Below are 18,207 nucleotides of genomic sequence, written 5' to 3'. Positions count from 1 at the left end.
GCCGCCGCGCTGACTGCGCCCACGGTCCGTATGCTCTATACCCGCAGAATGCGCTCTTGGATGCACACAAAGTTTTTTTCCCGGCGCTGCATCCAAACGGGGTGGCCCGCGTGTCTTCCTTCTGTGAGCCCTCGACGGCATGAGGCCCGACGGCTCCGGATCCTTGGATTTTTAAGGGAGACTGAGACATGTCCAACACCATCCGCCTGACCCTTCTTGCCAGCGCCGTCTTTGCCGCCTCTGGCGCAACGGCCTTCGCGGCCCCGGTTCTCGGCCTGACGGGCGACAAGACGCTCGTCATGTTCGATACGGAAAAGCCCGCCGTGACGAAGACCATGGAGGTCACCGGCGTCGACAAGCTGGTCGGCATCGATTTTCGCCCGGGCACCAAGGCCGTCTTCGGCGTGACGCCGGATCACCGCATCGTTTCCATCGATCTGGAAACCGGCGCCGCCACCGATGTCGCCAAGATGGACACGATGCTGACCATGACGGAAGCGCCCGTCGTCGTGGATTTCAATCCGGCGGCAGACCGTCTGCGCTTCATGTCGGGCACCACGAACCACCGCGTTCACCCCGATACGGGTGCCGTAACGGTCGATGGCACGCTCGCCTTCGAGGATGGCGACATGCACAAGGGCGAGACGCCGAACATCGTCGCCGCAGCCTACACCAATTCCATTGGCAAGCCGGAAAAGACCGCGATGTACAACATCGACGCAACGATCGGCGCGCTCATCCAGCAGACCAAGCCCAATGACGGCACGCTGAAGGCCATCGGCAAGCTTGGCCTGACGGCAACGCCCGCCACCTATGCCTTCGATATCCAGGGCATGGAGGGCGGACAGAACGCCGCCTATCTCGTTGCCAACAAGACGCTCTACACCGTCAATCTGGAGACCGGCGCTGCCACCGAGGTTGCCCCGGTGACGGGTCTCGACGCAGACGTGCGTGACATCGCCGTCCTCCCGGCCATGTAAGACCGAAACGGGGGATCGGGTTCCGGCCCGATCCCCCGTCCTCATCACTCTTGCGACCCTGCGGAAAAAGGCCAGGAAATCACCCGGCCTGCATAGAGCGCCAGCCAGACCAGCACGGGCTGCAGCGGCAGACGGATGACATGGTAGAGCCAAAGCCACAGCGAGGCATCACCAGCCGAAAGACCGTCGATCGCGTGCTTGATGTTGGCGGGGTAGACGCAGACCGCGTAGAGCGCGAGCCCGATGCCGGCCGGGGCGCGCAGCGCCGGCACCAAGAGCCCCGCCGCACCGGCAAGCTCGCAGACACCGGTGATAAGGATCACCGTCTCGGGATAGGGCACCCAGGCGGGTGTTATGCCGAGAAAGGGCCCCGGTATCGCAAGATGCAGGAGACCGGCCAGCGCATAGAAAATCGCCAGCCCGTTCCGCCAGTGTCCGCGCCGCATGGTCATTCCGGCCCGCTCCCTTGTCTGCTCATCCCTTCCCATAACCGAAACAACGCGCAGAAGCGCCTGGCAACGGCAGGAATGTCGGGCGTCTGCGCAACGTTCCGCTGTCGGCGTAAGGAGAAGCGCTCCACGAGCGTCGGCCGCCCCTCTGTTTTTCCCGATCCGCTTAACTATCTAACCCTTGCCGGCGCTCCGCCGGCTTTGGAACGGATATGATGCGACTTCAGGCGATCTTGAACCGCGATGGCGGCACCTTTCGCACCACCGACATGGACGCTTACGTGAAAAAGGCCGAGACGGTCTTCGGCGCGGCCGGCCATGATCTGGACTGCACGGTCGTTGCCGGCGACGAGATGCAGGCGACACTGGAAAAGACCGCCGGGCGCGACGATCTCGACGGCATGATCGCCGGCGGTGGGGATGGCACGATCTCCTCTGCGGCAGGTGTCGCGTGGCGGGCCGGCATGCCGCTCGGCATCATTCCGGCCGGCACGATGAACCTCTTTGCCCGCTCGCTGAAAGTGCCGCTCGACATCTGGCAGGCGCTGGATGCGCTTGCGGACGGGCATGTCCAGGAGGCCGATATCGGCAGCGTCGATGGCCGCGCCTTCGTGCACCAGTTCTCCGCCGGGCTGCACGCGCGCATGGTCCGCATGCGCAACACTATGAGTTTCAAGTCCCGCTCGGGAAAGATCGCCGCCAATGTGCGCGCCGCCTTCGGCGTGATGCTCGATCCGCCGGTCTTCGATGTCGAGTATCACATTGACGGCCGTCACGAGCGCCGCAAGGTCTCCACTATCAACGTCTCCAACAACGCTTTCGGCGAAAACGGCCTGCTCTATGCCGATGACGTCACGGGCGGTCATCTCGGCTTTTACACCTCCAAGCCGCTGGGCCCGGCGGGCGTTGCCAAGCTCACCTTCGACATCCTGCGTGGCCGCCTCAAGGACAATGAGGACGTGACGGAGATGAAGGGTACCGCCATCGACCTGCATTTTCCGCGCGTCGACCGCAAGATCAACTGCGTGATCGATGGCGAACTTCTGCCGATGGGCAGAGATGTTTCCCTGCGGCTGCATCCCGGCGAATTGAAGGTGATTGTGCCGAAGCCGGAAGGACAAGCCGCGGCGGTTGCCGCGGCTTGAGGGGAGGCGGCTGAGGTCACATGACCCCCGTCAGATCCGCGGCAAATACGTCCGGTAATCGAAATCCGAGACGGTACGCAGGTAGGTGATCGCCTCCTTGCGCTTCGTGTCGCCGTAAAGCTTGCGGTAGCGCTGGCCGAAAACATCGGCGATGAAGGGCGATGCGGAGAATTCCTCCACCGCCGTGAGGAAGTCATGCGTCAGGCGTTTGGCGTCCGGCGCGTCCTGTCCGGGCTCCGTCGCCGGACCGGGATCGAGATCGTTGTCCAGCCCTAGCAGCATGCCGCCGAGGATGGCGGTCAGCAGGAGGTGCGGATGCGCGTCGGCACCCGCGACGCGGTGTTCCACTCGGGCTGCCGGACCGTTGGCATCGGGAATGCGGATGGCGGTGCCGCGATGGCCGAAGCCCCAGGTGAGATCGACCGGCGCGAACGAGCCCGGCTGGAAGCGGCGATAGGAATTGGCAAAGGGCGCGAAGATCAACTGCGCATCGCGCATCGTCTGCAGCATGCCGGCGACGACCGATTTCAGTCGCTTCGGATCGCCGCCCTTGGCGTCGAGGATATTGTTGCCGTCGCGGTCGATGATGCTGGCATGGACGTGGAGGCCCGAGCCCGCCTGGTCTGCATAGGGCTTGGCCATGCAGGTGGATTTGAGCCCAAAGCGTCGCGCCGCCTGTTCGGCGATGCGCTTCAGGTAGATGCAGTCATCCGCCGCCGCCAGCGCATCCGGCCGGTGCAGAAGGTTGATCTCGAACTGGCCGTGGCCAAATTCGGCCGTCGTTGCATCCGCGGGCAGATCCTGCGCCCGAGCCCAGGCGCGCACGGTCTGGAGGTAGCCATCGAGCGCATCCACCGCTCCCATGTCGTAGAGCTGGAAGCCATTCGGCTCGCCGCGCCACGTCAGCGCCTTGGGCGGGCGCGGCACGCCGGTTTCCAGCCAGTCGCCTTCCACCACGTAAAATTCGAGCTCCGTCGCCACGACAGGCGTCAGGCCGCGCTCCGCGAAGCGGTCGAGCAGGCTCTTCAGGATGGCGCGCGGATCCATGAAGGAGGGCGTGCCATCGAGTTCGTGCATGGTGGCCAGCACCTGCTTTGATCCCGCCGGCGCCCAGGGCATTGCGGCGAGCGACCGCCTGTCGGGAATGCACAACCCGTCGGGATCGCCGACCGAGAGCGAGAGCCCGGTGATATCGTCATTGTCGTCCCCCCAGATGTCGAGTGACTGGGTGGAGGCGGGCAGGCGCACCGTGCCGTCCCAGACCTTCTTTTCCGCCTCGAGCGGGATCTGCTTTCCCCTGAGATCGCCGTTCATGCCGACGAGAATGATCTCGATGCGCGGCGGAAGGCCGGCATCGTCTGCGGGGGAGGAAGCTGTCATGGAGCACTCTGGGGTTCTGGAGGGATGCGAAGAAAGATTTGACCAAATGGTCGCGCCACCTTGCCAAAAGCCGGCCGCCTCGGCAACCTCGGCCGCATCCGTGACCCGGACGCGATGTCCGGCCACGGCGCTGATCATTGCCAAAGGTGCCAACCATGTCCAGCTTTCCCGCCGCTTCTCCCTCCAACATCGGGGCGCTCGACGCGGCCCACCACCTGCATCCCTTCGCCGACACGAGGAAGCTGAATGCAGCCGGTGCCCGCATCATTGCCCGCGGCGAGGGATGCCTGATCTTTGACAATCACGGCAAGCGCTACCTGGATGGTTTTGCCGGGCTCTGGTGCGTCAACATCGGCTATGGCCGCCGCGAGATCACCGATGCGGTGACGCGGCAGATGAACGAGCTGCCCTATTACAACACCTTCTTCGGCACCACGACGACGCCCGCCGCCCTGCTCGCCGAGAAGATCACCAGCCATGCCGGCCCGAACATCAACCGCGTCTTCTTCACCGGCTCCGGCTCCGAGGCCAACGACACCTGGTTCCGCATGGCCCGCGTCTACTGGGGCGCCATGGGCAAGCCAACCAAGAAGACCGTCATTTCCCGCGTCAACGGCTATCACGGCTCCACCGTCGCCGGCGCCTCGCTCGGCGGCATGAAGTGGATGCACGAGCAGGGCGACCTTCCCATTCCCGGCATCGTCCATATCGGCCAGCCCTACTGGTATGCAGAGGGCGGCGACCTTTCGCCGGAGGACTTCGGCCTGAAGGCCGCGCGCGAACTGGAAGCCAAGATCGACGAACTTGGAGAGGATAACGTCGCCGCCTTCGTGGCGGAGCCCATCCAGGGCGCTGGCGGCGTCATCATCCCGCCGGACAGCTACTGGCCGGAGATCGCGCGCATCTGCCGGGAGCGCAACATTCTGCTCGTCTGCGACGAGGTCATCTGCGGCTTCGGCCGCACTGGTCACTGGTTCGGCCACCAGCATTACGGCGTGACGCCGGATCTCGCCCCGATCGCCAAGGGGCTCTCCTCCGGCTACCTGCCGATCGGCGGCGTGCTCGTGTCAGACCGCGTCGGCGATGTCCTCGTCAACGAGGTCGGCGACTTCAACCATGGCTTCACCTATTCCGGCCATCCGGTCTGCGCCGCCGCCGCGCTCGAAAACATCCGCATCCTGGAAGAAGAAGGCATCGTCGACAGCGTCCGCGACCGGATCGGCCCCTATTTCGCCAGGGCCTGGAGGTCGCTGGAAGATCACCCGATCGTTGGCGAGGCGGTCTCGGTCGGCCTCATGGGCGCCGTCCAGCTTTCCGCCGACAAGGCGACCCGCAGACGCTTCGCCGACAAGGAGGCTGCCGGCGTTGCGGTGCGCAACCACTGCCTCGAAAACGGCCTCATCCTGCGCGCCACCGGCGACCGCATGCTTGCCTCACCGCCGCTCGTCATCTCCGAAGCGGAGGTGGACGAGATGGTGACGAAACTGCGCGCCGGGCTCGATCATGCGTGGGGCGTGTTGGAGCGGTGAGGACTTAACCGATCGGCCAGTCCGTCATGGGCTGGTCGCGCAGCGTCGAAATCGCGCACAAGGATAAAGGCGGAGGCACCCGTATGCCGCCGTCATTGCTGATAAGGAGCGTACAGGCTGTCTCTACCGCTGTTGCGACATGGATGGCGTCGATGAGCTTCAGGCCATAGTCCGCCGATATGATGGCAGCACGTTCCAGGATGGGGACGGTAGGCGTGACGATGTCCGGCGCGGTTTCACCGAGGAAGATCGTTTTGTAAATGTCGGCGAGAGCTTCGTTCTTGCGTTTGCGCGCGCCGGTCAGGCACTCCGCATAGACCAGGCTGCTGCAGACGATCGGCACGGCGCGGGCCCGCAGGTGCGAGAAAAGCGCCTCAGCCACGCGACCGAAATCGCCGGTGTCTTCCAGAAGGTAGATGAAGACGTTCGTATCAATGTAAACGCGCTTTGGGATAATACTGGAACTCAACGGTCATCTCGCAGGGTCTGTAAATCCTGGTCGATTTCCTCTCGCGTCCGTCCGCCGCTCGCTGCAAGCCCTCTGCGTCTCAGAGCCGCATAGTCGTCTGTCGGCACGGCTTCTTTCTTGGCGGACATCTTCTCCAACTGGTGCGACAGAACTTCGCTTGCCACATCTTCGGGCCTCCGCTGCCGCGCCTTCGCAAGATCCTCAAGCGTCGCAGCGGCCTTTTCCGAAAGATGAAGCTCAATCGTATTCATCGACAAAACCTCTGGCCGTATAGTCGCTTCAAGGAAAGTATAGCGCAAAGCGGTACGGGTTTGAACATGTGCGCCTTGTCTGGCGATGCGGCGCCACTCAGTGACACCGCACGCCTCACAACGTCACTGGAACGCCGTCTCGAAGAAGCTCCTGAGCTTGCGCGAATGCAGCTCTGCCGAGGGCATGCCGGCGAGGATTTCCATGGTGCGGATGCCGATCCTGAGGTGCTGGTTCACCTGGGTGCGATAGAAGGCCGTCGCCATGCCGGGCAGCTTCAGTTCGCCATGCAGCGGCTTGTCCGAGACGCAGAGCAGCGTGCCATAGGGCACGCGGAAGCGGAAGCCGTTGGCGGCGATGGTGGCCGATTCCATGTCGAGCGCAATGGCGCGGGACTGGGAGAGGCGCTTGACGGGCCCGCGCTGGTCGCGCAGTTCCCAGTTGCGGTTGTCGATGGTCGCGACGGTGCCGGTGCGCATGATGCGCTTCAGGTCGTAGCCCTCGTAGCCCGTCACTTCCTCGACGGCCTCTTCCAGAGCCACCTGGATTTCGGCAAGCGCCGGGATCGGCACCCACACCGGCAGGTCGTCGTCGAGCACATGGTCCTCGCGCACATAGGCATGCGCCAGCACATAGTCGCCGAGCCGCTGGCTGTTGCGCAGGCCGGCGCAGTGGCCGAGCATCAGCCAGGCATGCGGGCGCAGCACTGCAATATGGTCGGTGATCGTCTTGGCGTTGGAGGGGCCGACGCCGATATTGACCATGGTGATGCCGCCATGGCCCTTCTTCTTGATGTGATAGGCCGGCATCTGCGGCAGCCGGCCAAGCACGCTGTCGGTTTCGGGCTTGGTGGCGCCGGCCGGGGTGATGACGTTGCCGGGCTCGACGAAGTGCGTGTAGCCATTGCCCCCCTCCGCCATCTGCTGGCGGGCCCAGGCGCAGAATTCGTCGATGTAGAACTGGTAGTTGGTGAAGAGCACGAAGTTCTGGAAATGCGTCGCGCTCGTTGCCGTGTAGTGGCTGAGCCGTGCCAGCGAATAGTCGATGCGCTGCGCCGTGAAGGGCGCGAGCGGCGACGGCTCGCCGGGGCCGGGCTCGTAGCTCCCATTGGCGATCTCGTCGTCCGTGGTCGTCAGGTCCGGGGCATCGAAGAGGTCGCGCAGCGGCAAGTCGCTCGCCTCCGCCGCGCCCGCCTCCACATGCGCCCCCTCGTCAAAGGCAAAGTGCAGCGGGATCGGCGTCGCCGATTCGGACACCGTGACCGAAACACCGTGATTGCGCATCAGAAGGCCGAGTTGTTCCTTGAGATAGTGCCGGAAGAGCTTCGGCCGCGTGATGGTCGTCGTATAGACGCCCGGCGAGCTCACATAGCCGTAGGAGAGGCGCGAATCGACGTGGCCGAAACTGCTCGTCTCGATGCTCACCTGCGGATAGCAGGCCCGGAAGCGCGCGGTCGCCGGCCCGTCACGGCCGAGATTGCCGAAGGCATCGCAGAGGAAACGCGTGTTGCGCTCATAGAGCGCTTCGAGGCAATCGACCGCCAGAACCGGGTCATCAAAGACCTGCGGCTCGAAGGGCTCGGGGGTGGCGATGGAGAGGATCGAGAAGGGATAGATTCGCTGGGTCATAGCGCATTATAGAAGCGCCTTCATGGCACGCAAACGACAAGATGAACGCGCTGCACAAGAGGAAGAGGTCAGCGCGGCGCCGCGAGGATGACGATGGCGCCGCCAAGGGCGAGCCCCGCGCCGATCAGGTCGAAGCGATCGGGCCTGACAGCCTCGACCAGCCAGAGCCACAGCAGCGACGCGATAATGTAGATGCCGCCATAGGCCGCATAGGCGCGCCCTGCGGCGGCGGTGTCAACGAGGGTGAGGAGCCAGGCGAAAACGGCAAGCGCCGCAAGGCCGGGGACAAGCCAAAGCGGCGAATGCTGCAGCCGGAACACCGCCCAGACAGCAAAACACCCGCCGATTTCGGCGAGTGCGGCAAGGGCGTAGATCAGAAGGGGTGGCATCGCGTCGATCTCCGTTCGGGTCAGGAGATCGGATTCCAGACCGCAACGCAACCTGTCGATCACGTCCGCTGGAATGCTCGTGATGGGCGAGGGCCTTTGCCCTCACGTCATGGCGTTGCGCTGCAGCGTCACGAAAAGCAGGAGGCCGGGACCGCGCGATGCCATCCCGACTTCATTCGCGCCCTGCGCCGCAAGACCCAGAACGGGTGCGGCGAGCAGGCTGGCGAGAACGACGATCCGGGTCAGCATCTTCTGGGTTTCCTTCCTCCTTGTGCCGCGGCTTAAAGCCGTGCCTGGCAGAATTGCGACGTATGGGCCGTGCAGTCGGACAGCGAGCCGACATAGGTCTTGGCCCGGCGTTCGGTGTCGGCGCTGACGGCAGCGCCAAGCATCATGGCGAAGACGACCATCATCAGGCTGATGATGGTAAGGCGGCGAGCGAGCGTATCCATGTGGTCCAGTCCATTCCGGTGGGGTTCGATGATGGTGCCGTTTTAAAGGAGGCTAACTGAACGCGTCCTGAGAGTGCGGTTCATCTCCCATTCATCTTCGTTCCGCCCCAGATCGGACACGAAAAAGGCGGATGCCTTTCGACACCCGCCGTCTGTCTTCACCCCTGTGGACGGCGTTCAGCCGTTACAGACGCGACCAGGTCTGCGACTTGCAGAGGACGGCAAGAACGCAGCCCTTCAGCTTCAGCGAATTGCCCGTGACGTTTGCCGAGCCGCTGTAGGTCTTGTCGCTGTCGGGGTCGGTGACTTCGCCGCTGTAGCTGGCGCCTGCGCCGGAAACCTTGCCGATCTGCTTGCCGGCGTGCTTGCCGGTCTTCAGCGTGATGCAGTAGGCGCCGCCGCAGTTGGCGATGGCCGCCGTCGCACCGCTCTGGGTCTTCCAGTTGCCCACGATGGGCTCCGCTGCCATGGCGCTCGTTCCCATGAGCACGGAAATGGCAACGGCAGTCATAAGTTTTGCGATCATCAAGACGTTTCCTCCTGGTCCATGGCGCACGCCGGCTCCGGTCCTTGTCGGTGCGTCGGCGGCAGGGCAGGCTCCTCCCTGTCCTTACCCTCACATTATCTTACGCAAACGTAAAGGTAAACGGGGTGGGTCCGTCGATGTCGATGTCATTTGGCGATTTCCGTGGGTCCCGCCACCTCTTGTTTTGCCGTGCGTCAGCGAGCCTCTCGCCGGCATGGTTAGAAATGCGTTGAAAACGGCGCGTGAAAGAAACGTAAAGTTTGAGCCGAAATGCCTGTAATGACGGGATTGCGATGTTTAACGAAAAGCTGCGTTTACGCGTTGTTTGTACTTTGTTTTCAGCAAATTAATCACGCATTTTAAGCGCCCGTTGAAAGCCGTCTGCGATAGTGAAACCCATAAGAGGAGCGGAAAAAACCGCCACGGTCCGGGGGGAGCGAGCCGCAGAAGACGGCAGCCCCCCGGGACCTTCAAACAGGGACCAGATCGTCAGAACGACGCACAACGACAGACAACGACAGGGACAGAAATCATGGCACGCTTTGACATTCAGAATGCTTCGAATGCCACGATGGGTGGCGAAAACCAGGCTGAACTCCTCTGCGAGATGGGCCTGATGTATGCGACCGGCCGCGGCTGCGAGATCGATCTCGTTTCGGCCCACAAGTGGCTCAACATCGCCGCGATCAAGGGCTCCGACCGCGCCGCTGCGCTTCGCGCCGACCTTGCCCAGACCATGTCGAAGTCCGACCTCGCCAAGGCCCTGCGCGCCGCCCGCGAATGGATGACGATGCATTGAAGAGCGAGGGGCTAGGCAATAGGCAGTAGCCAATAGCGTATAAGGCAAGCGCAGTTGACGGGCACTCGCATCGCAGTCAGCATTCTACTGCCTACTGCCTACTGCCTACTGCCTACTGCCTACTGCCTACCGACTGCCTCCACCACATCCCCCAAAGCCCCCGCCAGGAGCCCCATCTCCGCCTCCGGCCCCGTGCTGATGCGGATGCAGCGGTTAAGAGGGGCAACGCCGGGCATGCGGATGAAGATGCCGTGCTCGGCCATGAGGCGGTCAACGATGGCGCGGGCGAATGCGCCGTCGCGGCCGCAATCCACCGCCACGAAATTGGTCGCCGAGGGCAGGGGCTTGAGGCCCGCCTCCTGGGCGATCCGCGCGATCTCGGTGCGCGATGCTGCGATCTTCGACAGGGCCTCGGCCAGGTAAGTCTGATCGCCAAGGGCCGTGATCGCCGCCTCGACGGCAATGCGGTTCATGCCGAAATGATTGCGGATCTTGTCGAACAGCACGGCATTTTCGGGCGTGGAGATCGTGTAGCCGACGCGCGCGCCGGCAAGGCCGTAAGCCTTTGAGAAGGTGCGGGTGCGGATCACGTTCGGCTGGTCGATCAGGCTTGCGATGTCCGGCAGCGTGTCCGCCGGCGCGGTCTCGCTATAGGCCTCGTCGAGAATGAGCAGGCAGGTCTCCGGCACGGCCCGGGCGAAGGCGATGATGCGGTCCGCGTTCCACCAGCTTCCCATCGGATTGTCCGGGTTGGCGAGATAGGCGAGCGTCGCCTTTTCACGGCCGATAGCGCCGAGCAAGCCATCAAGATCCTCGCGGTCGTCGCACGTGTAGGGAACCGTCACCAACCGTCCGCCATGCCCGGTCACATGATAGTTGAAGGTGGGGTAGCCACCCTGCGAGGTCACCACCGTCCGGCCGGGCTCAATCACCAGCCGCACGATCTGGCCAAGCAGCCCGTCAATGCCTTCGCCGACGGCGATGGTCGCGGGCGCCACACCAAGATGCCGGCCAAGCGCGGCCTTCAGCCGAAAATTCTCCGGATCGGCATATTTCCATGTCTCCATCGCCGCCGCTGCAATCGTCTCGATGACGCGCGGCGAAGGGCCAAAGCCGCTTTCATTGGCGCCGATGCGTGCCAGGACCGGCCGGCCGCGCATCCGTTCGATCGCCTCCGGCCCGACGAAAGGCACGGTGGAGGCAAGGCTTTCGGCGAGCGGGGTGAGAAAGGGAAAGACGGACATGCAAAAGCGCACCTTGAATGGGGTGATCGACCGCGGCCGATGACGGGACACGACCGACCGGAACAACGATCCTGATCAGTTGCGACCCTAATACGCTTCTTGTGGCAGGCAAGCCTTCTTCAAGGGGGAACGGAGCGAGCTCAGACGAAATCCGGGGAAGGACGCACGCCGAGGCCCGGTTTGGTATTGGCGCGCCCGCCCGTCGTCGTGCTTCCGCCGGTAAAGAAGTCGGCGCGCACGATCTTGCGCAGCAGCGCCTCATCGATCGGCTTGATGAAGGCCACGGAAATCCGCTCGTCCCGCCGGTAAATCTCCGCGCAGCCGATCTTTCGGGAAAAGCCGAGGATCGTCAGATAGTAATGGGTTGGAAGACCTGTCGTGCTGTGCACGGTGAACGAGGCACCGCCGCGGGAAATGTCGATCAGCTGGCAGGACCGCACGCTGACCTGTGACAGGCCGGGGCGGACAGACATGATCGACCCTGCGCGATTGAGAGCGTAACGCTCGAATTTGCGTTCATAAAACTCAGATCGCACCCGTGCATAGACATTCGCATCCTTCACGGCATTCTCCCATATCGACCGGGAGCATGGTCAGGCGGCCTTGGGAAGCCGTCCTTGCTGCTCCAACTTTTTCTTTTCGAGCAAACTCGCGTGCAAGGCCTTGGCCCGCAAACGCAAGGCCTTCGGTCCTCGAGCCAGCCCCGGCGCATCATGCACAAGGGCTGGCATCCTGTTTTCGAGGCGCTCCGGGCAACCTCAAGGCCATTTTGCGAGGCCCGTCTTTCGGTCGGGTGAAGGGAATGGTTAAGATTCTAGCCATCCGTCACAAAATGCCAGCCGCGACTTACATTTCGGGTCTGCAGCAGGACGCAGGCACCCGGCGACGGCGGAAAACAGCGCATGACAAAACCCCGGAGAACGGTGGTGCGCCGGCGTTTTTCGATCAAGGAATGGTGTAGATAGCCGTCTCAGGCGAACTGGCGAACCGCCAGATAACCGGCGGCGGCACAGGTTGCCGTGATGAAGGTGCCCCAGATCATGTCGACGACGGTGACGATGACCGGCCAGCCCTTCAAAACCGCAAGGTTGGTGATGTCATAGGTGCCGTAGGCGGCCAGACCAAGCACGGCACCGTAACCGATCGCCATCCAAATCGATCCCGCCTTTACGCCCGGCAACACTGCGAGGATGACGATGGCAACGGCATAAAAGAGATAGAACAGCGCCGCGATGGTGAAGTTCGGCGAGGGCAGCATCATCGAGCCAAGCTGGTCGCGGTAGAAGGTGCGGGCCACGACGCCGAGCCAGATGGCATCGGCAACGAGCAAAGTGGAAAATGTGCCGGCATAGGCGATCAGTGCGGTCTTCATCGGTGCATCCCTCGTTTGTGCTCGTTACGCGGGCGGTGATGCAACGGATTGCGGCACGCCTTCAAAAAGCGCAAACGTGCGAGATGTCTTTCGGTTCAAAGGCAGCCGCTGGCAAATTGCAGGCGGATGAGCCGGCTGATGAATTCCTGTGAGATCAGCATGTTGAAGCGGATACCGAGCGCTGCGCCCTTCCGGTAGACCTGCGAGCAGCCCATCTCGTCATTGAAGCCGTCCACCTGCAGAAAGAACTGCTTGGGCAGTTGCAGGCCCGGATTGCAGTCGAGAAGTGCGCCGCCGATGGAAATTTCGCGCAGCAGCGCCTGGTATTTCTGCTTCGGCTTCAAATGCTGGCCGATGATCAGAATGCGGCACGGACGTTCGATCGGGAAATGCTTGTAGCGGGTCGATGTCTCGCCGGGTCTGCCTTGGGCCACATGCATCAGCATCGTCTCAGCTCCTGTCTGTCGCGGGCCTTTCTCCTCGTGACACTTTGCACATCGCCACTTGATGCTTGCCAAATCCATTCGGTCGCATTTTACGCATCTGCTCCATTTTCGGTCTGACCCGATTTCGTTGCTTCACACCGCATTGAAACTGCCCGCGCCATACGTAATAGTTGGGAAAACGGGCGGTGCGGGCGGCGTTTCGATGCGTGTGCCGGAGGGCTCGAAAAAATGACGATGCGGGATGCCTCGAAAGGGCCCCGCCGTCTGCCATGGAGGACAAGATGATCCGGGGTTTCATCAGGCGTGCGGCGTCCTTTGCCGTTCTGTCCGTCTCTGTCGTGGTCGTCATGGGCACGGATGCCTTTGCGGCCAAGCGCGTCGCGCTGCTAATCGGCAATGAAAAATATCAGGCGACCTCGCAGCTCAACAATCCCTCCAACGATGTGAGTCTGATGAAGACCTCCTTCGAGGAGGCCGGTTTTGACAGCGTGACGACGATCTTCGATGTTTCCCGCCAGGACATGGTCAAGGCCCTGCGCGATTTCGAAGATGCGGCCACCGGCGCGGAGGTTGCGATCGTCTATTATTCCGGGCATGGCATGGAAATGAACGGCACCAACTACCTGCTGCCGGTCGATGTGCGCCTGAAGACCGACAAGGACGTGGAAGACGAGGCGATCCCGCTCGACCGCGTGCAGCGGTCGCTGGAAGGGGCAAGCAAGCTCAAGCTCATCATTCTCGATGCCTGCCGCAACAATCCGTTCGAACAGTCGATGACCCGCTCCATCTCCACCCGCGCCGTCAGCCGCGGTCTTGCAAGGGTCGAGCCGGAGGGCGCCGATCTGCTGATCGCCTTTGCCTCCAAGGCGGGCACGGTGGCGCTGGACGGGGAGGGCAGGAACAGCCCCTTTGCCACGGCCCTGTCCAGATACCTGACCGAGCCCGGCGTCGACGTGCGCATCGCGCTCGGAAAGGTGCGCGACCAGGTGGTGGCCGAGACCAATCGCGGTCAGGAGCCCTTCGTCTACGGCTCGCTCGGCGGCGCGCAGATCTTCCTCAACATCAAGGAAGTCAACATCACCATCAACGAGGATCAGCAGGTTGCGCCGAACGGCCAGTCGGAAGCGGCCGCCGACTGGCAGAACATCCGCGACCTCGCCGATGCCGACCTCTTGAACCTCTTCATCGAGAAACACGGCAGCGATCCGGTCTACCGCATGCTGGCCGAGAAGAAGCTGAAGCTTCTGAACGAGGCGACCGCCGGCGCCACGGCGAGCCCCGACGAAATTGCCTGGGAAGCCCTCAAGCAATCGACGGACGGCGCCGCGCTCACGCGTTTTGTCGAGCGCTATCCCGATAGCAAGCACCGCGCCGAGGCCGAGCAGCAGATCGCCGCGCTCGAGCCGCGCAAGGGCATCAACATCTCCCCGACCGGCAAGGACACGCAGGCCTCGCGCGACTGCTATCTGCTGGCGGGCGAGCCGCAGTCCATGCCGGGCTTCCAGGGCGTGAATTTCCTGAAGATCGACGCTGAGCGCGCCATGGTGGCCTGCGCCCAGGCCGTCAATGAAAATCCTGACGACATGATGCTCGTCAACCTGCTCGGCCGCGCCCAGGATGCCGGTCGCATGTATGCCGACGCCCGCCAGAACTACCAGAAGGCGGCCGACGGTGGAAACATGTATGCGCTGACCAACCTCGCCTGGTTCTCCATCTACGGCACGGATGGCGCCGTCGATGTCGAGAAGGGCCGTTCCATGTTCGAGCGCGCCGCCGGCGCCGGCAACGCCTACGGCCAGGCCTCGCTCGGCTTTCTCTATCGCGAAGGCTATGGCGGCATCGCGCAGGACTACGCCGAATCCGTCAAGTGGTACCAGCGCTCCGCCGATCAGGGCTATGCCAATGCCATGGCGACCATCGGCTGGTTCTACCGCGAAGGCCTCGGCCTGCCGCAGGATTACGCGCAGTCGCTCGCCTGGTACACGAAGGCGGCCGAAGCCGGTGACGTCAGCGCCATGTCGTCTCTCGGCTGGGCCTACCAGAACGGCCTCGGGATTACCCAGGACTACAAGCAGGCAAAGGTCTGGTACGAACGTGCCGCCAATGTGGGCGATGCCTATTCCATGGCGCTTCTTGGCTGGTTCTATGATGTCGGTAACGGCGTCGAGCAGGATTATGCCGAAGCACGCCGCTGGTACGAGGCCGCATCCAACGCCGGCAGCGCCTATGCCATGGGCAATCTCAGCCGCCTCTACGATTTCGGCCTCGGCACCCAGTCCGATCCCAAGGAGGCAGCCCGCTGGGCCGCCGCCTCCGTCGAGGGTGGCGACCAGGGCAAATATGACGAGCTGCGCGGGCAACCGAACAACTTCACCGCCAATTTCCGCCGCGAAATGCAGGCGCTGCTCAAGGAACGCGGCTACTATACCGGCCCCATCGACGGCGATTTCGGCGCTTCCACCCTCAACGCCATCGACCGTCTGAAGAACAAGGGCTGAGAAAAAGACCGGCCGGCCGGCGCGACCCCATCGCCCGGCCGGGCGCCAAGCGTCCCGGCACGCGGCAAGCCGCGCCACCTTTTCGGGGAAACCCATCAGAATTTCCTTGCAATGCCGCCGCGACGCAACTAGTTCAGACCCGGACGGAGAGGTGGCCGAGTGGTCGAAGGCGCTCCCCTGCTAAGGGAGTATACCGGAAACGGTATCGAGGGTTCGAATCCCTTCTTCTCCGCCATTCTGGCTGTTCGTCATGATCCTTCCAGTGATATCCGAACGGCTGAAAAGGCGTGTTCCTCCGCCGCTCAAGCGCGGATCATGGCGGCCTGATTGCACGCGCCTCATCCCAAAGGTTCCGATTGCTTCCGGAGGCCCCTGATGTCCAGTCCCTTTTCCACCATCGGCTTTATCGGCACGGGGGCCATCACCGAGGCCATGGTGCGTGGTCTTCTGGCTGAACCGGCGGCGACGGCGCGCATTGTCGTGTCGGCGCGCAATGCGCAGACGGCGGCGCGCCTTGCCGCCGACTTTCCAGCCGTCGAGATCGCCGCCGACAACCAGGCGATCGTCGATGCGGCCGATCTGGTCATCCTCGCCATCCGCCCGCAGATTGCCGAAGAGGTCGTGCGCCCGCTGGTCTTTCGCGCGGGACAGGCGGTGATCAGCCTCGTGGCGGCCGTGGACCGGGAGAGGGTGGCGGACTGGATCGGCGCGCCCGTCAACTTGACGCAGGCGATTCCCTTGCCCTTCGTTGCCCGCCGCATCGGCGTAACGGCGATCTTCCCGCCCGATCCTCTCGCGGAACGCCTGTTTGGCATCCTCGGCACGCCCGTGCCCTGCGCAAGCCGGGAGGAGTATCAATTGCTGGCCGCGGCCAGTGCCATGATGGCCACCTATTTCGGCATCATGGACGAGACGGTGCGCTGGCTGGGTGCAAAGGGCATGCCGGATGAAGCGGCGCGGACCTATGTCACGGCGCTCTTTGCCGATCTTTCCGTATCCGCGCGCGACACCGATCTTCCGTCCTTTGCCGAACTCAGCCACGAATACGCGACGAAAGGCGGCCTCAACGAACAGGTGCACGACGATTTTCGCCGCCATGGCGGCGCAAGCGCCATCACCTCTGCCCTCGAGCGCGTGCTGGCCCGCATCGAAGGCAAGCCTTTCTGACACGCCCCCTGCGACTGCGGACGCTTCGGGGCGCCCGCGGGGAGGGCGGGCGCCCTGAGCCGGCCGCCCATCCGGCGACGCCTGCCCTGGAGGTATGGCAACAGACAGGCCGCCCGCCGATCAGGACGGCCGGACCTCCGGCTCGCTGGCCCTTTCCAGCACGGGAATGCAGATTGCCAGATCGCCGGAGGCAAGGTGCGCATAGCGCATCGTCATGGTCAGCGTCTGGTGGCCGAGCCACATCTGCACGCGGCGAATGTCGATGCCGCCGCGCACCAGACGGGACGCGCAGGTGTGGCGCAGAACGTGCGGCACGAGGTCCGTGTCGTGCGACAGGCCGATCTGCTGGCGTGCCTTCAGCCAGGCTTTCCGGAACTGCTGGCGATCGATGCCGTAAAAGGGGCCGAGCGAGCGCCCGCCCGAAGCGGCAATCGCCTTTTGCGCCCGCGCCGTCAGCGGCACGGAGCGGCTGCGGCCGGATTTGGTGATCCAGAATGTCGCCATGCGGCCGTGAATATCGTTCCAGCGCAGGCCAAGCGCCTCGCCAAAGCGCGCGCCCGTATCGACGAGGAAAATGCAGAGCCGCCGGAAGATATCGGACATGGCGCCGATGGCGGAGAACAGGCGTTCCTCCTCCTCCTGCTCCAGGAAGCGGATACGACCCTGCCGCTCCTTCTGGCGCGTAAACTCGGGGAGCGGCCCGATATCGCCCATCCGGTAGGCCTTGCGCAGCAGCTTGCTGAGCGCACTCAGCTTGCGATTGACCGTCGCATTGCTGTTGCCCGCCTCCTTCAGCCGCGCCACGGCCTCGTCCAGCATGCGCTGCGAGAACTGCAAAAAGCGCGGCGCTTTCAGCTTCACGTGAATATCGGTGATGAAAGCGTTCACATTGGACTGGTGACGCCCGTCTTCCCACAGAACCGCACCGTAGCGATCCAGAAGTTCCAGAAGATCTGTTGACACCATCGCGTCCTGACCACCGAAGGTCGCGCTGCATTCGCCCTCATCGGACGGCGGCTTTGCTTTCCCAAGGGAGCCAGAACAGATCGCGGATCGCATTACTTAACCTCACATTCCTCACCTTTGCCCGCCTCGCGTCCGAAATTTTCAGAACGAGCAAGGTCATTACGGCAAACGCGCTTCACCGCGTCCCGCCGCCTGTTGATCACAGCCGTCGATGTTCTTTTTTAAGAGGTTAATTGATAAGGTGAGTGATACTCAACCATTCGAACACAATTCTCGTGGTAAAATTGCATTTGTGTTGCAAACGCGCATCGCCCGCGCAACCTGTCGGCTGCGCGGGTAATGGAAAGCGGCAGACTCGCCCTTTCAGGCGAGTTTGTTAGAAGTCGCGCTGCAGGCGGATGAAGCCTGCAGTAACACCGGCCGCACGGTCGTTGTCCGTGTAGTTGACGGTTGCGAGGGTCTTCAGGCCTTCCGTGATCTGGTAACCAACGGTCACGCCAGCGCGCCACTGATCAACAT

Annotated in this window: 21 protein-coding genes and 1 tRNA gene; 7 read left to right on the top strand and 15 right to left on the bottom strand. The window is 63.1% G+C overall.

Features of this window, described 5'->3' with window-relative positions:
* The first annotated feature begins 188 nt into the window (after window positions 1-188).
* The gene (locus F3H41_RS15935; RefSeq protein WP_149739680.1) at window positions 189-980 is read left to right on the top strand and encodes a DUF4394 domain-containing protein; all 792 of its coding nucleotides are present in this window, start codon (window positions 189-191) and stop codon (window positions 978-980) included.
* 44 nt (window positions 981-1,024) lie between these two features.
* Here the strand turns inward: F3H41_RS15935 and F3H41_RS15930 are convergent, their stop codons facing one another.
* Complete coding sequence (locus tag F3H41_RS15930; protein ID WP_210246663.1) at window positions 1,025-1,432, bottom strand: DoxX family protein; 408 nt, start codon at window positions 1,430-1,432, stop codon at window positions 1,025-1,027.
* A 212-nt stretch (window positions 1,433-1,644) separates the two neighbouring features.
* Here F3H41_RS15930 and F3H41_RS15925 point away from each other — a divergent pair, with 212 nt between their 5' ends.
* Window positions 1,645-2,574, top strand: coding sequence for a diacylglycerol kinase family protein (locus tag F3H41_RS15925; RefSeq protein WP_149739838.1), 930 nt, complete (start codon window positions 1,645-1,647; stop codon window positions 2,572-2,574).
* A gap of 30 nt (window positions 2,575-2,604) precedes the next feature.
* Here the strand turns inward: F3H41_RS15925 and F3H41_RS15920 are convergent, their stop codons facing one another.
* A complete protein-coding gene (locus F3H41_RS15920; protein ID WP_149739678.1) occupies window positions 2,605-3,954 on the bottom strand; it encodes a glutamine synthetase family protein in 1,350 nt (449 codons plus the stop codon).
* Window positions 3,955-4,109: 155 nt separating this feature from the next.
* Between F3H41_RS15920 and F3H41_RS15915 the strand changes: the two genes are divergently transcribed.
* Entirely contained in the window at window positions 4,110-5,483 is a 1,374-nt protein-coding gene (locus tag F3H41_RS15915; RefSeq protein WP_149739677.1) for an aspartate aminotransferase family protein, read from the top strand.
* A 4-nt stretch (window positions 5,484-5,487) separates the two neighbouring features.
* Here the strand turns inward: F3H41_RS15915 and F3H41_RS15910 are convergent, their stop codons facing one another.
* The 7 genes from F3H41_RS15910 to F3H41_RS15885 all read right to left on the bottom strand — a co-directional run bounded on the left by F3H41_RS15910 (window position 5,488) and on the right by F3H41_RS15885 (window position 9,196).
* On the bottom strand, window positions 5,488-5,952 hold the full coding sequence (locus F3H41_RS15910; protein WP_149739676.1) for a PIN domain-containing protein: 465 nt from the start codon (window positions 5,950-5,952) through the stop codon (window positions 5,488-5,490).
* Window positions 5,949-6,203 (bottom strand): hypothetical protein, encoded by a 255-nt coding sequence (locus F3H41_RS15905; RefSeq protein ID WP_149739675.1) that lies wholly within the window; start codon window positions 6,201-6,203, stop codon window positions 5,949-5,951. The genes F3H41_RS15910 and F3H41_RS15905 overlap by 4 nt, the downstream gene beginning before the upstream one ends.
* 123 nt (window positions 6,204-6,326) lie before the next feature.
* Window positions 6,327-7,829, bottom strand: a complete 1,503-nt coding sequence (locus F3H41_RS15900) for an AMP nucleosidase (RefSeq protein WP_149739674.1) — start codon at window positions 7,827-7,829, stop codon at window positions 6,327-6,329.
* A gap of 68 nt (window positions 7,830-7,897) precedes the next feature.
* Window positions 7,898-8,218: a YnfA family protein gene (locus tag F3H41_RS15895; RefSeq protein WP_149739673.1), complete on the bottom strand. Its 321-nt coding sequence runs from the start codon at window positions 8,216-8,218 to the stop codon at window positions 7,898-7,900.
* A gap of 102 nt (window positions 8,219-8,320) precedes the next feature.
* The gene (locus F3H41_RS21320; protein WP_188129494.1) at window positions 8,321-8,467 is read right to left on the bottom strand and encodes a hypothetical protein; all 147 of its coding nucleotides are present in this window, start codon (window positions 8,465-8,467) and stop codon (window positions 8,321-8,323) included.
* A gap of 32 nt (window positions 8,468-8,499) precedes the next feature.
* Window positions 8,500-8,670 (bottom strand): hypothetical protein, encoded by a 171-nt coding sequence (locus tag F3H41_RS15890; protein WP_149739672.1) that lies wholly within the window; start codon window positions 8,668-8,670, stop codon window positions 8,500-8,502.
* Between the two features lie 184 nt (window positions 8,671-8,854).
* Entirely contained in the window at window positions 8,855-9,196 is a 342-nt protein-coding gene (locus F3H41_RS15885) for a DUF2147 domain-containing protein (RefSeq protein ID WP_149739671.1), read from the bottom strand.
* A gap of 532 nt (window positions 9,197-9,728) precedes the next feature.
* Here F3H41_RS15885 and F3H41_RS15880 point away from each other — a divergent pair.
* Window positions 9,729-9,995: a sel1 repeat family protein gene (locus F3H41_RS15880; RefSeq protein WP_149739670.1), complete on the top strand. Its 267-nt coding sequence runs from the start codon at window positions 9,729-9,731 to the stop codon at window positions 9,993-9,995.
* A gap of 119 nt (window positions 9,996-10,114) precedes the next feature.
* Here F3H41_RS15880 and F3H41_RS15875 read toward each other — a convergent pair whose 3' ends face one another.
* The 4 genes from F3H41_RS15875 to F3H41_RS15860 all read right to left on the bottom strand — a co-directional run bounded on the left by F3H41_RS15875 (window position 10,115) and on the right by F3H41_RS15860 (window position 13,057).
* Window positions 10,115-11,239: a pyridoxal phosphate-dependent aminotransferase gene (locus F3H41_RS15875; protein ID WP_149739669.1), complete on the bottom strand. Its 1,125-nt coding sequence runs from the start codon at window positions 11,237-11,239 to the stop codon at window positions 10,115-10,117.
* A 140-nt stretch (window positions 11,240-11,379) separates the two neighbouring features.
* A complete protein-coding gene (locus F3H41_RS15870) occupies window positions 11,380-11,712 on the bottom strand; it encodes a PilZ domain-containing protein (RefSeq protein ID WP_188129493.1) in 333 nt (110 codons plus the stop codon).
* A 497-nt stretch (window positions 11,713-12,209) separates the two neighbouring features.
* Complete coding sequence (locus tag F3H41_RS15865; protein WP_149739668.1) at window positions 12,210-12,611, bottom strand: DUF2177 family protein; 402 nt, start codon at window positions 12,609-12,611, stop codon at window positions 12,210-12,212.
* 95 nt (window positions 12,612-12,706) lie between these two features.
* Window positions 12,707-13,057, bottom strand: a complete 351-nt coding sequence (locus F3H41_RS15860; protein ID WP_149739667.1) for a PilZ domain-containing protein — start codon at window positions 13,055-13,057, stop codon at window positions 12,707-12,709.
* 281 nt (window positions 13,058-13,338) lie between these two features.
* Here F3H41_RS15860 and F3H41_RS15855 point away from each other — a divergent pair, with 281 nt between their 5' ends.
* From F3H41_RS15855 to F3H41_RS15845, 3 genes are all read left to right on the top strand, one after another.
* Window positions 13,339-15,555, top strand: a complete 2,217-nt coding sequence (locus tag F3H41_RS15855; protein ID WP_188129492.1) for a caspase family protein — start codon at window positions 13,339-13,341, stop codon at window positions 15,553-15,555.
* 145 nt (window positions 15,556-15,700) lie between these two features.
* Window positions 15,701-15,790 (top strand) — tRNA-Ser (locus tag F3H41_RS15850).
* Between the two features lie 140 nt (window positions 15,791-15,930).
* Window positions 15,931-16,722, top strand: coding sequence for a pyrroline-5-carboxylate reductase (locus F3H41_RS15845; RefSeq protein ID WP_149739665.1), 792 nt, complete (start codon window positions 15,931-15,933; stop codon window positions 16,720-16,722).
* A 120-nt stretch (window positions 16,723-16,842) separates the two neighbouring features.
* On the opposite strand, the gene F3H41_RS15840 is transcribed toward F3H41_RS15845, so the two are convergent.
* Together F3H41_RS15840 and F3H41_RS21595 are read right to left on the bottom strand one after the other, a co-directional pair.
* Window positions 16,843-17,685, bottom strand: coding sequence for a site-specific integrase (locus tag F3H41_RS15840; RefSeq protein ID WP_244616233.1), 843 nt, complete (start codon window positions 17,683-17,685; stop codon window positions 16,843-16,845).
* A 379-nt stretch (window positions 17,686-18,064) separates the two neighbouring features.
* Window positions 18,065-18,207 (bottom strand): porin (locus F3H41_RS21595; RefSeq protein ID WP_244616245.1); only part of this gene is annotated, 143 nt, incomplete at its 5' end.

The sequence above is a fragment of the Rhizobium sp. RU20A genome (assembly GCF_900155885.1).
In the GTDB taxonomy this organism is placed as follows: Bacteria; Pseudomonadota; Alphaproteobacteria; order Rhizobiales; family Rhizobiaceae; genus RU20A.
This window is presented reverse-complemented; position numbering and strand designations above follow the sequence as displayed.

What these genes read in the sequence shown, in the direction of transcription:
- F3H41_RS15890 (WP_149739672.1), bottom strand. Translation starts at nt 8,670, where the DNA reads ATGGATACGCTCGCTCGCCGCCTTACCATCATCAGCCTGATGATGGTC.
- F3H41_RS15930 (WP_210246663.1), bottom strand. Translation starts at nt 1,432, where the DNA reads ATGACCATGCGGCGCGGACACTGGCGGAACGGGCTGGCGATTTTCTAT.
- F3H41_RS15925 (WP_149739838.1), top strand. Translation starts at nt 1,645, where the DNA reads ATGCGACTTCAGGCGATCTTGAACCGCGATGGCGGCACCTTTCGCACC.
- F3H41_RS15920 (WP_149739678.1), bottom strand. Translation starts at nt 3,954, where the DNA reads ATGACAGCTTCCTCCCCCGCAGACGATGCCGGCCTTCCGCCGCGCATC.
- F3H41_RS15885 (WP_149739671.1), bottom strand. Translation starts at nt 9,196, where the DNA reads ATGATCGCAAAACTTATGACTGCCGTTGCCATTTCCGTGCTCATGGGA.
- F3H41_RS15855 (WP_188129492.1), top strand. Translation starts at nt 13,339, where the DNA reads ATGATCCGGGGTTTCATCAGGCGTGCGGCGTCCTTTGCCGTTCTGTCC.
- F3H41_RS15845 (WP_149739665.1), top strand. Translation starts at nt 15,931, where the DNA reads ATGTCCAGTCCCTTTTCCACCATCGGCTTTATCGGCACGGGGGCCATC.
- F3H41_RS15935 (WP_149739680.1), top strand. Translation starts at nt 189, where the DNA reads ATGTCCAACACCATCCGCCTGACCCTTCTTGCCAGCGCCGTCTTTGCC.
- F3H41_RS15895 (WP_149739673.1), bottom strand. Translation starts at nt 8,218, where the DNA reads ATGCCACCCCTTCTGATCTACGCCCTTGCCGCACTCGCCGAAATCGGC.
- F3H41_RS15880 (WP_149739670.1), top strand. Translation starts at nt 9,729, where the DNA reads ATGGCACGCTTTGACATTCAGAATGCTTCGAATGCCACGATGGGTGGC.
- F3H41_RS15875 (WP_149739669.1), bottom strand. Translation starts at nt 11,239, where the DNA reads ATGTCCGTCTTTCCCTTTCTCACCCCGCTCGCCGAAAGCCTTGCCTCC.
- F3H41_RS15870 (WP_188129493.1), bottom strand. Translation starts at nt 11,712, where the DNA reads ATGTCTGTCCGCCCCGGCCTGTCACAGGTCAGCGTGCGGTCCTGCCAG.
- F3H41_RS15915 (WP_149739677.1), top strand. Translation starts at nt 4,110, where the DNA reads ATGTCCAGCTTTCCCGCCGCTTCTCCCTCCAACATCGGGGCGCTCGAC.
- F3H41_RS15905 (WP_149739675.1), bottom strand. Translation starts at nt 6,203, where the DNA reads ATGAATACGATTGAGCTTCATCTTTCGGAAAAGGCCGCTGCGACGCTT.
- F3H41_RS15865 (WP_149739668.1), bottom strand. Translation starts at nt 12,611, where the DNA reads ATGAAGACCGCACTGATCGCCTATGCCGGCACATTTTCCACTTTGCTC.
- F3H41_RS15900 (WP_149739674.1), bottom strand. Translation starts at nt 7,829, where the DNA reads ATGACCCAGCGAATCTATCCCTTCTCGATCCTCTCCATCGCCACCCCC.
- F3H41_RS15860 (WP_149739667.1), bottom strand. Translation starts at nt 13,057, where the DNA reads ATGCTGATGCATGTGGCCCAAGGCAGACCCGGCGAGACATCGACCCGC.
- F3H41_RS21320 (WP_188129494.1), bottom strand. Translation starts at nt 8,467, where the DNA reads ATGCTGACCCGGATCGTCGTTCTCGCCAGCCTGCTCGCCGCACCCGTT.